Genomic DNA, 12,563 nt, shown 5'->3' with positions numbered 1-12,563 from the left:
TGGGTTCGTCCTGAACATATAAAAACCTTCCTTCGGAATTGTTTTATTCCGAATTCAACAAAAAAGGCTGTTGACCCTTCTTTGTCAACAGCCTCAGCCGACCAAAAGGTCGGCTTTTCCCTTCACTGCTAATCCATTTATTTCAGACGGCGAAGCTGATCCCCGATGACATCCCCCAAAGTGAGATTCATCCCGGTGTTGGTGCGCTCCACCTGCTCGCTTTGAACCTCTTCTTGATCCGCTTCCTTGATGCTGAGGCTGACCCGCTTTTGTTCCGGTTTGATGTCCAGCACCTTGACCCGGACCTCCTGGCCTTCCTCCAGCACTTCGGAGGGAGTGGCGATGTGTCTCCGGGAAATCTGGGAGATGTGGACCAATCCCTCCACCCCCGGATACACTTCCACAAAGGCGCCGAAGGAAACGAGCCGTTTCACCGTTCCGGTGACGATATCACCCGGTTGAATGTGATCCGCAACTTGATCCCAGGGACCGGGCTGCGTTTCCTTGATGCTGAGGCTGATCCTCTCGTTTTCCCGATCCACCTTCAACACCTTCACCTTCACCCGGTCCCCTTCGGACAAGACGTCAGAGGGATGCTCCACCCGGTGCCAAGCCAATTCCGAAACGTGCACCAGTCCGTCGACACCGCCAATATCCACGAAGGCGCCGAAATCGGTGAGGCGCTGAACGGTCCCCTCCAGGATCTCACCCACCTGCAGATTGTTCAGGGTTTCCTCTTTCTTGCGGGCGTGTTCCTCCTCCAAAACCAGCTTGTGGGACAGGATGAGCTTGTTTTGTTCCGGATTGATCTCCAACACCTTCAGAGGAAGGACGCGGCCCACGTATTCGGAAAAGTCCTCGACGAAGTGGCGTTCAACATGAGAGGCGGGAATAAAGCCGCGCACACCGACATCGACGACCAGACCGCCCTTCACCACTTCGGCCACTTTCGCCTCGATGGTTTCTCCCGACTCGTACTTCTCCTGCAGCTCCTTCCATGCCCGCTCGGCATCGGCGGCCCGCTTGGAGAGGATCAACTTGTCCTCCTCGTCATTGATCCGGAGAACCTTGACCTCCACTTCGTCGCCTTCCTTCAGCACATCGGAGGCTTTCTCCACATGGAGGCTGGACAACTCCGAAATGGGAATCACACCGTCAAACTTGTAACCCACATCGACAAGGGCTTGCCGCTCATCCACCTTCGTCACGCGACCCTTGACGATATCCCCGCGTTGGAGAGGGGCCACCTCCGCCATTTCCGACTTCATTTCTTCCACCATGACGACACAACCTCCTCACTTGGCTCCTGACACCAGCAGATGAATAATATGAGGTAATGAAATTAAGAAAGGTCATCTTCTTAATTTCATTAATCCCAAGGCCAAAAATACCGTCAGCATGCCCAATCCGGCCAGACCGGCCGCCATTCCGACCAATCCCACCTTTAAAGCGAGGATCAGCATCGCGATGCCGGCGGCCGCCAGAACCGCAGATGCGATCAGAAAGTCGGAACGGCCATCGGCGGGGGGATCTCCCCGCCGCCTCCGCGCACTCCGGAAAATGAGAAGTGCGACCCCCAGAAGAAGCAGCCATTTCATCGGTTCCGCCCGTCCCGAATAAGCCTTTCGATGTTCTCCATGATCCGGGCGCTTTGATCCCGAAGCAGCTCCGAATTGATTTTGCTGCCGGGAGGACAATCCAAGCGGAACGGGGGACCGAAGACGATGCGGATTTTCCCGAAAAAGCGGTAGGGGCCGATGATCGCCGCCGGAACCACGTCCGCATTTCCCTTGAGGGCGATCAGGGCCGCACCGGGATGTGCTTTGCCCAACCGACCGTTGCGGGATCGGGTCCCCTCGGGAAAGATGGCGAGCACCTTCCCCTCCTGAAGGATCTCGATCGCCCTTTTGAAGGCTTTTCGATCGCTCGCTCCCCGGCGAACCGGAAAAGCGCCCAACCGTCGAATAATCGGCGCAAGGATCGGGATGCGGAACAATTCTTCCTTGGCCATGAAATGAACCTTGCGGTCAATGGCCGATCCCACCAAAGGAGGGTCCAGATTGTGTATGTGATTGGGGCAGACCACCACCGGACCCTGATCCGGTATGTGCTCCTTTCCCTCCACTTCCCACCGGTAGCACACGGCAAAAAACAGACGGAACAAAACCCGGCCCAACCGATATAACATATCTTACTCCCCACCACTCACTTTGGTTCGACAAAGGTCCAGGATCATCGAAACCACTTCGTCGATCGACCGGCCGGTGGTATCCAGCATCACCGCATCCGCGGCGGGCTTCAGCGGGGAGTGGGAGCGGTTTTCATCCATTTCGTCCCGTCGCTTGATTTCCTGATAAAGCCGGTCCGGGTCGGAAGCATAGCCCCGACGGATCATCTCCAGGTGACGCCGGCGCACCCGCTCCTCGATGGAGGCGGTGAGAAACACCTTCACGTCGGCGTCGGGCATCACGTGGGTGCCGATATCCCTGCCGTCCATCACCACCCCGCCGTCCTTTGCCATCTGACGCTGTTTTTCCACCAGAACGCGACGGACCTCCGCCATTCCGGCCACCATCGACACGTGATCCGTCACCTCCGGCGAGCGGATCGCTTCCGTCACCCGGACTCCGTCAACAAGAACCTCCGGAGGATCCAACACGATTTCCGCCTCCCGGGCGATGGCGGCAACCACCTGCTCGTCCGACAGGTCGATCTCGCTCTGCAGCGCTTTCCAGGTGATCGCCCGGTACATCGCCCCCGTATCCACGTAGAGCAGTCCCAACTCCTCGGCCACCCTTCGGGCGACCGTGCTTTTCCCGGCTCCCGCCGGACCGTCAATCGCAACCGTCAAACGCTTCATCTTCATACGCCCTTCCACGAAAAACGGATAAAACGAGATAAAAACGTCGAGCAGGCCGAGAGCCTGCTCGATTGTGGATGAACTTTATTCGATTCCATTCGAGATCAAGTACAATCCCCATCGATAACTCCGACCCACACACAGACAGCGGCATCGCAATCCGTTATGTATTCTTTTATTCGACTTAAGCGTACCACAATCCGAGACGACTTGCAATCATCCTTTCACTTTTTTTCCTTGATTTTTAGGGAAAAAGGGCGGCTCAGCCGCCCCCCTCCCTCAAATCCTCTCCATATCCGTTTTTTCCAACTTCTCGACAACTTCTTCGTCCCCGTTTTGAGCATTGATCAGCACCCTGTACTGGCTTTTCCCCAGCATTCCCAGGAATTCGTAACAGAGCACCTCTTTTCCCTGATCGTTTCGAATCAGGGCCAATCGCTGATCCTGAACGCGGAGGCGGCGGCTCAGCCGCTTGCGCGCCTCCTCGCCGGAGAGCTTGGGCTTGGGAATTTTCCGGTCCCGATGGTTGAAGACATATTCATCGGCTGAAAAAGCGAGAACCTCGCCGTTGTCCAGGGCCACCTTGACGGTGACGGTCTCCGGATAGATTCGGACCTTCCCTTCCCGGCGGACGAGATTAAAGGTGGCGGCGTTGTCCTTTTCATCGTAGGAGACGACCTCCATAAAGGGGTAGCGGAGCCGGTCCAAAAAGGCTTCGGCCCTTCCCTCAGCCTGTTCGAGGCTCATTTTCTTTTTCCCGATCGGTCGGTCAAACATCATCCAGAGCACGTGGCCGCCCACTTTGGTCACGTCGGCGTAGACCGTGTGCTCTCCCCGCTTCAGTCTGAGACTGTAAGTCGATTCATCCCCCTTGGTCCCGGACGCAACTTCTTCGATCCCCCGGGTGTCGGGCCGATCCAACATTCTCGCCAGCCGCTTTTTCGCCTCTTCCGGAGTGATCTTTTTCCCCTTCAACTTCCGGTGATCCTGCAACCGGTCCATTCCCATGTTGTTAACCGTCGGACCCCAGTCCACTTCCGGATACTCGTTTACCAACTGATCGACCCTGCGAAACCCGTCGATGATGGTGTTGTCCATTTTCTTGTCTTCACTGGCCAAGGCCAGCTCCACATCCATCCACCGCAAATTTTTCTCCAGAACCTGGGACTGCAGCTTTTGCAGATCCCGTTGAATCTGGTTGGAACGTTCATAAAGGGAACGGAGAGTGTTCCATTCCTTATCCGTCAACGGTTCGCGGTCCAGATCCCGAAGCCCGACCTGGTAGGAAAACTGCCCGATCTTGGCCAAAAATTCCTCCGTCTTGTCGAAGGGAACCAGACTCAAGGGCAACTGTCCCAAGTCGCTCTGGGCCGCATAGGCCAGGCGCCACACGTTGGTCAGGCATTGCGATATCTGCCGACGGGAACCGAGCGCAAGGGATTTCCCCAGCTCGTCCTGCAACTTGTTCACATGAAAGTTGAGGTCGTGAAAAGCGCGTTGATATTGGTTTTCCGCCTTGATCAAAAGAGCGTTTTTCTCCTGGTTCTCCTGATAACCCCACACGGTTGTGCCGACAAGGCCCACCAGAGCCACCGGCAAAAGTATGACGGCAATCCGTCTGAACACGACCGCTCACTCCTTCATTTCAAGGTTGGGCATTTCCAACTCCCTTGCCAACCTTTTCTCCGCAGTCCGGTCCTTCCGTCTCCGCGGGTATGCTCAAGAAGTAGTCTGATCGCCGCCATGTTGGATTATGCAAGAAAAATAGCCGGGGAAAACCCGGCTTACACTTTTTCCATGGTGATGTCGAAGTCGTCTTCGTTGTCGCAGAGGCAGCGTTTAAACCCGGTATCGACCTGCCCCTTGCGCATCTGTCCCTTCAGCGTGAATTGCTCTCCGCACTTTCGGCAGCGGATCTTTACAAGATAACGATTTCTCAAGCTTCCTTCCCCCTCCTTCCGCAATACCGTCATGCCGCATCCGCTCCTTTCTTCCAACATCCATATAGTCTTGACGAAAAAAGGCCGGTTTAACATCACTTCGTTCCCGCTCAGCCCCTGCCCGGCGCTTCCGCCTGGATCGCCTCCAGGTGACGGGCGATTCGCTCGCCGTGGAACCGTCCGTTTTCGATAAAAATCGAATTGGCATCGTATCCGGCAGCGATCACGCCGGCGATGTAAAGACCGGGAACACCGGTCTCCATCGTCTCCGGATCGTGAACGGGCGCTCCCGTCTCGGGATCGATGGAAACCCCCAGGCGGCGGAGCATCGAAAAATCCGGCCGGTATCCGGTCATGGCGAACACCGCATCGTTGGGAAGGGCAAACTCCCGCCCCTCCTGCTCCAGCACCACGTGGTCAGGGCGGATTTCCTTCACCTCCGTATTCCAGAACATGCGAATCCAGCCCTTGTTGATGGCGCTTTCGATCACCGGTTTCACCCACGCCTTGACGCTCCCGGTGAAGGCTTCCCGGCGGTAAGCCATCGTCACCCGGGCTCCGGCCCGATGGAGCTCCAGAGCCGCTTCCACCGCGGAGTTTTTGCCGCCGACCACCAAAACATCCATGTCGGCATAGGGATGGGCTTCGCGGAAATAATGATGCACCTTCGGCAAATCCTCCCCCGGAATGTTCATCCGGTTGGGATTGTCGTAATAACCGGTGGCGATCACGAGATGAGGCGTCTCATAACGATTCTCCCTGCCGTCCCTCCCCTCGGTGAATACGGCGAAACCGCCCTCCCCCTTCTCCGCCCGGACCACCTTCTCATAGGTGTGAACCTTCAGTTCGTATTTTTTCGTCACAGCCCGGTAATATTTCAACGCTTCCGCGCGAACCGGCTTCTCCCCCGCGGTGACAAAGGGAATCCCGCCGATCTCCAACAGCTCCGGCGTGCTGAAAAACTGCATGTGAGTGGGAAAGTGATAAATCGAATTGACCAGACATCCCTTTTCAATCACCAGGGGATTCATCCCCCGTTTTTTCGTCTCGATGGCGACGGACAACCCGCAGGGTCCGGCGCCGACGATGATCGGATCGTGCATCTGTATCCCTCCGGCTCCACAGAAAAAACACCCCAATAACAGGGTGCTTTTTCTGAAAAATGGCGTCCAAGATTTATTATAGCCCATCTATACCCAACCGCGAAAGCGGGAGGCCTCCGCCATTTTGCGAACCCCGACCATGTAGGCCGCCAACCGCATGTCCACCTTGCGCGAGCGGGCGAGGTTGTAGACGTTATCGAAGGCGTTGACCATGATCTCTTCCAACTTGCGCTCCACTTCTTCTTCCGACCAATAATATCCCTGATTGTTCTGGACCCATTCAAAGTAGGAGACGGTAACCCCGCCGGCGCTGGCCAGCACATCCGGCACCAGCAGTATGCCCCGTTCGCTCAGGATGCGCGTCGCTTCCAGTGTCGTCGGACCGTTGGCCGCCTCCACCACGATATCCGCCCGAATCCGATGCGCATTGGCTGCGGTGATCTGATTTTCCACCGCCGCCGGCACGAGAATGTCGCAATCCAGTTCCAGAAGCTCCTGATTGGTGATGGTGTTCTTAAACAGGCGGGTCACCGTTCCGAAGGAGTCCCTGCGGTCCAGCAGATAATCGATGTCCAAACCGTTTTCGTCATACAAACCGCCGTACACATCGGAAATGCCGATCACCTTGGCGCCGGCATCGCTCATGAACTTCGCCAGGAAACTGCCGGCATTTCCGAAGCCTTGGATCACCACCCGGGCATCCTTCAGATCCAGATTCCGGCGCTTGGCGGCCTCGCGAATCATGATGGTGACCCCCTTGGCCGTGGCGGTCTCACGCCCCCGCGAACCGCCCAGCACCAGCGGCTTCCCGGTGATGAAGGCCGGGGAATCAAACTCACGGATACGGCTGTATTCGTCCAGCATCCATGCCATGATCTGCGAGTTGGTAAACACGTCCGGGGCGGGGATATCCTTGGTCGGTCCGACGATTTGGCTGATGGCCCGGACATAACCCCGGGACAGCCTTTCCAATTCGCGGAAAGACAGCTGGCGCGGATCGCAAACGATGCCTCCCTTGCCTCCGCCGTAAGGCAAATCGACAATTCCCGCTTTGATGCTCATCCAAATGGAAAGCGCTTTCACTTCATTTTCAGTAACGTCCGGATGAAACCGCACGCCTCCTTTGGTGGGGCCCACCGCATCGTTGTGTTGCGCCCGGTACCCGGTGAACACCTTGACGCTGCCGTCGTCCATGCGGACGGGGATGCGGACCGTAAGCACCCGCAACGGCTCCTTCAGCAATTCATAAACGTGCTCCGGATAACCCAGCTTCTCCAGAGCCCGTTTGATCACCGTCTGCGTCGATGCGAGGACATCCATCTCCTCCGTCTTCGGAAGCGTCTGTTTTTCGGTTTCTTCCGTCTGCTGTGCCATCTTTGACCACCTCAAAATATATGATCCCGATCAGTCCATTACCAAGTATACACCAGTTGTGAGAAAAAGAACACTGCCTGATGAAAGTGAAGTATAATGATTGTGGAAATCCGAAATTGGTCCGCCACTTTTTTCCGTTTCAGAGAGGAGGCCTTCCATGTCCCGAACCGCATTGCTCGTCTTTGCCCACCCGGATGACGAAACCTTCTCCTGCGGCGGTTCGATCGCCCGGTATGCCGAACAAAAGGACACCCGCCTGGTGCTCTACTGCGCCACGCGGGGAGAGGCGGGGAAAACCGCGGGGGTTTGTGCACCGGAACAGCTCGGTGACACCCGGGCCGAGGAATTGAAGCGCGCCGGCGAGATATTGGGACTTGATCGCATCATCCTGCGGAATCACGGCGACGGCCGGTTGAAGGATCTGCCGGAGGAAATGCTGGCGGAGGAAATCGGCACCGTGATCGAAAGCACAAACCCCGATGTGATCGTCACCTTCCCGCCCCACGGCATCTCCGGTCATCCGGACCACCAGGCCATTCAAAAAGCCGCCCTTCGGGCGGTGCTGGAGAGCGGGCGGAGAAAATCCCTTTCCCTGTATTACGTCGCCATTCCGGAATCGGTCGCCCGCGACGTCCAGCGTCCCGTTCACGCGACCGCTGATGAGCTGATCACCACAGTGATCGACGTCTCCCCTTACCTGCAGCGCATCGCGGAAGCGCTCCGCCAGCATCGAACCCAGAGGGCCTCCATCGAGCGCGTGTTTCCCGGCGTTTTCGACGGGAAATTGACCGGGCTGCGCAGGAAGGAATATTTTCAATTGGTCGTCAAAAAGGGGGAGTTTTATCATTCAACCGACCGGTCCGACGACTGGTTCCGGCTGTGAAGCCACTACAAAACCGCGCCCTTCGGCGCGGTTATTTTCATCGGGAAAAGTGACGCACAAGCTCATGGACGGCATCTTTCGCCCACACCGTGGTCCCGTATTCCACCAACACATGTTCGGTCACGGTGGAAGCTTCGCCGTATTCGGAAAGTATGGCCACCAGGGCGTCCAGATTCTTCGTCTTTACATCCTCGTCGAAGACCAGGTAATACTGTCCCTGGTGGGCATAAACCTTGCCCTCATCCCGCTCCACGAGTGGGTGCATGCGCATCGCAGCTTGTACGAGGTCCTCGAAATCGACAAACCGGAAAATAATTTGATCGCTTTCCTCCAAGGTAACTTCCAATTCGTACATGTCATCATCGTCAAACTCCCCGGAGTGCGACGGACGTCCCCGCGTGACGATGACGACCATTCCCTGAGCCGGAAGAGTAAACACCTCGACTGCAACGGGTCCTGCGATTTCAAACCCCAACTCCCGATACGCCTGTTCCATCATGTCGTTGAAGAGCTCATGGACTTTGGGGATGTCCCGCCACATATCCTCTTTTTCGATTCCTCGCTCCACCAAGTCGTCCAGCGACAGGTAGAAGCGGATTTTATCCCGACCCAATCGCTCGACACGCATGGTTTACCCTCCCTCGTAGGAGACCTCTTCATTTACAGCGTATGAGAGGATCTCCCCATTCGTTCCGGCATCCGGTTTCCTATTTTTCTCCCTTTGATAAAAGAATACACCAAGGCAATCCCATTTTTCACCCTGAATTTTACGGGAATTTTTTCCCCCGGTGAAAAATAAAAAAAGAACCCTTCTTTCTGAAGGAGATCTTTCAATCTACTGGAGGGGGCACCCGGATTCGAACCGGGGATAAGGGATTTGCAGTCCCGTGCCTTACCACTTGGCTATGCCCCCGTTTATGATGGCAGGGGCGGCAGGAATCGAACCCGCACTGGAGGTTTTGGAGACCTCTGTTCTGCCATTAAACTACGCCCCTGCACCTTGGTAGCGGCGGAGGGCCTCGAACCCCCGACCTTACGGGTATGAACCGTACGCTCTAGCCAGCTGAGCTACGCCGCCACATCCTTGGAATGCGGGAGGACGACCCGCCGGTTGACGGAGCGTCCTCCCCTTGGTCTGGCGGAGAGAGCGGGATTCGAACCCGCGCGGGGCCATTCGACCCCCTAACGGTTTAGCAAACCGTCCCCTTCGGCCTCTTGGGTATCTCTCCACAGCCCAGAACCGATGCGTGTATTATCTTAATACAGGAGCCGGGAGGCTGTCAAGGGGGGATGGATGGAAAATGCCCCTGCGGCAAGCCCTTTTTCGGAAGTGCGGATCATCGCCTTCAAGGAAAACCCATTTTCGATCATTGGGGAAAGGACCACAACACATGACCGGCAGATACGTATAGTGAAATCAAACGGTAAAAGGAGGTTGAATCCTTGAAGGCGCTGGATAGGCTATGCCGTCAATTTGCGAGAATTGTGGGCGGATCCTCGAGCGTCATCAACGGCGTTTGCTTCATTCAAAGGTTCCGAAACATCCCTGTCACCATTCTGGGGCGTCGCAGCCGCTCCCCGCTGGTATTGCCGACCTTCTTCAGCTTTGAGAGCCTCGACCGGCAAGGCCGGGCGCTGAATTTGGGCGAGACGGTGATTTTGCAAAGGGAGATCAACCCCTTCATTTCAGCCCTCCGAAAACAGGGAATTCTTGTCACGGCGCTGCACAATCACTGGTTATTTGATAATCCCCGCCTGTTCTACATTCATTTCGAATCGGTGGAAAACCCCCTGGTTTTCGCCAGAAAGGTTGCCCGGGCCCTCAGAGTGCTTCGATCGTAGCGCTCTACCGAGCGCATCGCCCGTATCGAGAAGAAGGACTTCAACGGAAAGGGGGTGCGGACTGACCGAGAGGGCACAGATGACCGCGCTCCCTTTGCCCTCTGTGGACAAGCCCCTATCCCGGAAAACGGGCTCTCCTTTTTCGGAGCCAAGATCGCATCTCCCTTCCCCCGAAAAACCCCGCTCCCAACGCGGTAAACGCCGGCGCCTGAAAAAAAAGGAAGAGGAGCAACAACAGGCCCGAGGCGACCGGAATGGCCCAACGCAGACGATTCCGGTGGGTGAACGGCAGGGGCAGTTCCATAAGTCCTGCGATCCCTCTCGCGACGGAGCGAAAAAGAATGTGGAAACAAAAGGCCCACAGCACCAAAAACACCAGAAAATCGACGGAAAAATACCTCCAAAGGGATGAACCGGGCGTCTGTCCGGGCAACCGATAAAGGGCAATCCCCGCGAGAAACCAGGTGAGAAGGGGGCCGCACAGGAAAAGCCGACGGGACATCTCTCCATCCCCCCGTCCTTTGCCTTCATCCCAGCCTATGCCCTTTTCCCCCCGGTCATGCCTTGTCCTTCGGCACCTCCATCCCGGGAATCCTTCCCAGCCGTATTAACGCACCCATCACGAAATCGATAATAAAATGGGCGACGATCGCCGGGGTCAGCGTTCCGCTCCACTCCACCAACCACCCGAGGGCGGCGCTTATGACAAACAGCAGGGATGCCATCGCCCACTGCCGCAGATATCGAAAATGGATCAACGTAAACAGCAGGCTGGTTCCCCATATTCCCAGCCAGTGCTGAACCGCTCCCCGAAACAACAGTTCCTCCGCAACGGAAACCAGCAAGGCGATCCAGGCGATGTGCAACAGGGATCGGCGCCGAAACAGACGCAGATTGATCCCCCCGTCATCCAACCATTTGGCGGGAAGCACCAGCGCGAGAAAAATCTCAATCCCCACCGCCACCATTCCCAACAGCGCCCCGACAGCCCAGAAAAGGCCTTCCCGCCAGACGAAAAGATCCGCCGACAACCTTCCCTGAAAGAAAAGGAAGATCACTGCCAGCAAGAGCACGAGAAACTGGGTGAAATAGAGGTTGAGCAACAGAACCCGGTCCGTCATGCCCGGTTTCCCCTGCTGCGCCCCCCCACCCCGTTCTTCGAAATCTTCCATCTTTCCCAACTCCCTTGCAAACCGCGGGGAATCATTCTAAAATGAGGTTTGGCATCGTTGCAATTTATAACGGGAGGCTTAGCCATGCGCACATGGGTAGATCAAGATACATGCATCGCTTGTGGAGCTTGCGGAGCGACCGCACCCGACGTATACGATTACGATGAAGACGGGATCGCCTACGTCATCCTGGACGACAACACGGGAACGGCGGATGTCCCTGAAGAATTCTGGGATGATGTGAGGGACGCCCAAGAAGGCTGCCCGACCGAATCCATCAAAGTGGAAGAGTGATGACGGAAAAAGCTGCCCCAGTTTCCTAGGGCGGCTTTTTTATTTTTCAAGCAGGAGCCGCACCCGGGCCAGACCGCCCTCCACATGGATCACCCGCGGATAACCCTGCCGAAGCAGCAGATCCGTCGCATAGACGCTGCGAACCCCGTGGGCGCAAAATACGTAAATGGGCTTTTCCGGATTCAACCTCCCCGGTGGCGGGGGAAAACTGGACAAGGGCAGGAATTCCGCTTCCTCCAACCGATCGACCAGCCATTCCTCCCACTCCCGCACATCCAACAGCGTCGCGTCCTTCAGCGCTCCGGACCGGTACTTTTCTGCAAATTCTTCTGCGGAAATGCAGGGAACTTCCACTCCCCGTCCCCCTCCCTGCGTATGCTGATAACATTGTACCACAGCCCACGGCATAAACCGTTTGATTCACCGGAAAAAAGAGACTAGAATGTTATTGTTGGCAAAAGACACGGGCCAGGACGAACCGGTTTTTGTCAACTTCACCTTGAAATTTATGCTGCAGCAAGGGAGGATTGCTGATGCAACAACCGTTGATCGTCGATGCGTTTATCGAAATTCCGGCTGGAAGCCAAAACAAATATGAATACGACAAGGAAGCGGGTGTTTTCCGCCTGGATCGGGTTTTGTATTCCCCGATGCATTATCCCACCGAATACGGCTACCTGGAAGGCACCCTGGCCGAAGACGGTGACCCCTTGGACATCCTCGTGCTGACCACTTTCCCCACCTTCCCCGGATGTGTCATCCGCTCCCGCGTCATCGGTGTGCTGCTGATGGCCGATGACAAGGGAGAGGATGAAAAGCTCCTCGCCGTCCCGGTGGACGACCCGCGCTGGGATCAAGTGCAAAGCCTGAAGGATGTCGCCCCCCACGTGCTCAAGGAAATCGAACACTTCTTCAAAGTTTACAAAGACCTGGAAAACAAGCAGACCGTCATCAAGGGATGGAAAGACGCCCAATTCGCCCAAAAGCTTTACCAGGATTGCGTCAAGCGGTACGAAGCAGCGCACACCAACGCCCAAGTCCGTTAAAGGGTTGTTGACAAGGGCGGAAAGCCGTGCTAGAGTATTTATCAAACTT

At 56.2% G+C, this 12,563-nt stretch carries 16 protein-coding genes and 4 tRNA genes; 4 read left to right on the top strand and 16 right to left on the bottom strand.

Annotated features, from left to right (window positions below):
* Window positions 1-137: 137 nt before the first annotated feature.
* The 8 genes from rpsA to CLV97_RS11645 all read right to left on the bottom strand — a co-directional run bounded on the left by rpsA (window position 138) and on the right by CLV97_RS11645 (window position 7,277).
* Window positions 138-1,280, bottom strand: coding sequence for a 30S ribosomal protein S1 (gene rpsA / locus CLV97_RS11680; RefSeq protein WP_106345710.1), 1,143 nt, complete (start codon window positions 1,278-1,280; stop codon window positions 138-140).
* Between the two features lie 72 nt (window positions 1,281-1,352).
* A complete protein-coding gene (locus CLV97_RS11675) occupies window positions 1,353-1,598 on the bottom strand; it encodes a hypothetical protein (protein ID WP_106345709.1) in 246 nt (81 codons plus the stop codon).
* Window positions 1,595-2,188, bottom strand: a complete 594-nt coding sequence (locus tag CLV97_RS11670; RefSeq protein ID WP_106345708.1) for a lysophospholipid acyltransferase family protein — start codon at window positions 2,186-2,188, stop codon at window positions 1,595-1,597. The genes CLV97_RS11675 and CLV97_RS11670 overlap by 4 nt, the downstream gene beginning before the upstream one ends.
* Window positions 2,189-2,191: 3 nt before the next feature.
* Window positions 2,192-2,860: a (d)CMP kinase gene (cmk, locus tag CLV97_RS11665; protein WP_106345717.1), complete on the bottom strand. Its 669-nt coding sequence runs from the start codon at window positions 2,858-2,860 to the stop codon at window positions 2,192-2,194.
* A 279-nt stretch (window positions 2,861-3,139) separates the two neighbouring features.
* Entirely contained in the window at window positions 3,140-4,486 is a 1,347-nt protein-coding gene (gene ypeB, locus CLV97_RS11660; RefSeq protein ID WP_106345707.1) for a germination protein YpeB, read from the bottom strand.
* A 158-nt stretch (window positions 4,487-4,644) separates the two neighbouring features.
* Window positions 4,645-4,800: a hypothetical protein gene (locus tag CLV97_RS11655; protein WP_342749798.1), complete on the bottom strand. Its 156-nt coding sequence runs from the start codon at window positions 4,798-4,800 to the stop codon at window positions 4,645-4,647.
* Window positions 4,801-4,910: 110 nt separating this feature from the next.
* Window positions 4,911-5,903, bottom strand: coding sequence for a YpdA family putative bacillithiol disulfide reductase (locus CLV97_RS11650; protein WP_106345705.1), 993 nt, complete (start codon window positions 5,901-5,903; stop codon window positions 4,911-4,913).
* An 87-nt stretch (window positions 5,904-5,990) separates the two neighbouring features.
* Window positions 5,991-7,277, bottom strand: coding sequence for a Glu/Leu/Phe/Val family dehydrogenase (locus CLV97_RS11645; protein ID WP_106345704.1), 1,287 nt, complete (start codon window positions 7,275-7,277; stop codon window positions 5,991-5,993).
* Between the two features lie 157 nt (window positions 7,278-7,434).
* Between CLV97_RS11645 and CLV97_RS11640 the strand changes: the two genes are divergently transcribed.
* Window positions 7,435-8,160, top strand: a complete 726-nt coding sequence (locus CLV97_RS11640) for a PIG-L deacetylase family protein (RefSeq protein ID WP_106345703.1) — start codon at window positions 7,435-7,437, stop codon at window positions 8,158-8,160.
* Window positions 8,161-8,197: 37 nt separating this feature from the next.
* On the opposite strand, the gene CLV97_RS11635 is transcribed toward CLV97_RS11640, so the two are convergent.
* The 5 genes from CLV97_RS11635 to CLV97_RS11615 form a co-directional block, all read right to left on the bottom strand.
* Window positions 8,198-8,788, bottom strand: coding sequence for a genetic competence negative regulator (locus tag CLV97_RS11635; RefSeq protein ID WP_106345702.1), 591 nt, complete (start codon window positions 8,786-8,788; stop codon window positions 8,198-8,200).
* 211 nt (window positions 8,789-8,999) lie between these two features.
* Window positions 9,000-9,073 (bottom strand) — tRNA-Cys (locus CLV97_RS11630).
* Window positions 9,074-9,081: 8 nt separating this feature from the next.
* Window positions 9,082-9,155 (bottom strand) — tRNA-Trp (locus CLV97_RS11625).
* Between the two features lie 6 nt (window positions 9,156-9,161).
* Window positions 9,162-9,238: transfer RNA gene (locus CLV97_RS11620), tRNA-Met, on the bottom strand.
* A gap of 58 nt (window positions 9,239-9,296) precedes the next feature.
* A tRNA-Ser gene (locus tag CLV97_RS11615) sits at window positions 9,297-9,389 on the bottom strand.
* A 214-nt stretch (window positions 9,390-9,603) separates the two neighbouring features.
* On the opposite strand from CLV97_RS11615, the gene CLV97_RS11610 reads away from it, so the two are divergent.
* Complete coding sequence (locus CLV97_RS11610; RefSeq protein WP_106345701.1) at window positions 9,604-10,002, top strand: DUF1259 domain-containing protein; 399 nt, start codon at window positions 9,604-9,606, stop codon at window positions 10,000-10,002.
* A gap of 115 nt (window positions 10,003-10,117) precedes the next feature.
* On the opposite strand, the gene CLV97_RS11605 is transcribed toward CLV97_RS11610, so the two are convergent.
* Both CLV97_RS11605 and CLV97_RS11600 read right to left on the bottom strand, forming a co-directional pair.
* Window positions 10,118-10,504, bottom strand: a complete 387-nt coding sequence (locus tag CLV97_RS11605) for a hypothetical protein (protein WP_106345700.1) — start codon at window positions 10,502-10,504, stop codon at window positions 10,118-10,120.
* A 55-nt stretch (window positions 10,505-10,559) separates the two neighbouring features.
* Window positions 10,560-11,174 (bottom strand): CPBP family intramembrane glutamic endopeptidase, encoded by a 615-nt coding sequence (locus CLV97_RS11600; protein WP_106345699.1) that lies wholly within the window; start codon window positions 11,172-11,174, stop codon window positions 10,560-10,562.
* A gap of 84 nt (window positions 11,175-11,258) precedes the next feature.
* Between CLV97_RS11600 and CLV97_RS11595 the strand changes: the two genes are divergently transcribed.
* Window positions 11,259-11,468, top strand: a complete 210-nt coding sequence (locus tag CLV97_RS11595; RefSeq protein ID WP_106345698.1) for a ferredoxin — start codon at window positions 11,259-11,261, stop codon at window positions 11,466-11,468.
* Window positions 11,469-11,507: 39 nt separating this feature from the next.
* On the opposite strand, the gene CLV97_RS11590 is transcribed toward CLV97_RS11595, so the two are convergent.
* A complete protein-coding gene (locus CLV97_RS11590) occupies window positions 11,508-11,822 on the bottom strand; it encodes a rhodanese-like domain-containing protein (protein ID WP_170070483.1) in 315 nt (104 codons plus the stop codon).
* Window positions 11,823-12,001: 179 nt separating this feature from the next.
* On the opposite strand from CLV97_RS11590, the gene CLV97_RS11585 reads away from it, so the two are divergent.
* Entirely contained in the window at window positions 12,002-12,514 is a 513-nt protein-coding gene (locus CLV97_RS11585) for an inorganic diphosphatase (protein ID WP_106345696.1), read from the top strand.
* Window positions 12,515-12,563: the final 49 nt, after the last annotated feature.

The organism is Planifilum fimeticola, from assembly GCF_003001905.1.
In the GTDB taxonomy this organism is placed as follows: domain Bacteria; phylum Bacillota; class Bacilli; order Thermoactinomycetales; family DSM-44946; genus Planifilum; species Planifilum fimeticola.
This window is presented reverse-complemented; position numbering and strand designations above follow the sequence as displayed.

Bases quoted from the DNA above. Each gene is read 5' to 3' on its own strand.
- rpsA (WP_106345710.1), bottom strand. From the start codon at position 1,280: ATGGTGGAAGAAATGAAGTCGGAAATGGCGGAGGTGGCCCCTCTCCAA.
- CLV97_RS11675 (WP_106345709.1), bottom strand. From the start codon at position 1,598: ATGAAATGGCTGCTTCTTCTGGGGGTCGCACTTCTCATTTTCCGGAGT.
- CLV97_RS11670 (WP_106345708.1), bottom strand. From the start codon at position 2,188: ATGTTATATCGGTTGGGCCGGGTTTTGTTCCGTCTGTTTTTTGCCGTG.
- cmk (WP_106345717.1), bottom strand. From the start codon at position 2,860: ATGAAGCGTTTGACGGTTGCGATTGACGGTCCGGCGGGAGCCGGGAAA.
- CLV97_RS11650 (WP_106345705.1), bottom strand. From the start codon at position 5,903: ATGCACGATCCGATCATCGTCGGCGCCGGACCCTGCGGGTTGTCCGTC.
- CLV97_RS11645 (WP_106345704.1), bottom strand. From the start codon at position 7,277: ATGGCACAGCAGACGGAAGAAACCGAAAAACAGACGCTTCCGAAGACG.
- CLV97_RS11640 (WP_106345703.1), top strand. From the start codon at position 7,435: ATGTCCCGAACCGCATTGCTCGTCTTTGCCCACCCGGATGACGAAACC.
- CLV97_RS11635 (WP_106345702.1), bottom strand. From the start codon at position 8,788: ATGCGTGTCGAGCGATTGGGTCGGGATAAAATCCGCTTCTACCTGTCG.
- CLV97_RS11605 (WP_106345700.1), bottom strand. From the start codon at position 10,504: ATGTCCCGTCGGCTTTTCCTGTGCGGCCCCCTTCTCACCTGGTTTCTC.
- CLV97_RS11600 (WP_106345699.1), bottom strand. From the start codon at position 11,174: ATGGAAGATTTCGAAGAACGGGGTGGGGGGGCGCAGCAGGGGAAACCG.
- CLV97_RS11595 (WP_106345698.1), top strand. From the start codon at position 11,259: ATGCGCACATGGGTAGATCAAGATACATGCATCGCTTGTGGAGCTTGC.
- CLV97_RS11585 (WP_106345696.1), top strand. From the start codon at position 12,002: ATGCAACAACCGTTGATCGTCGATGCGTTTATCGAAATTCCGGCTGGA.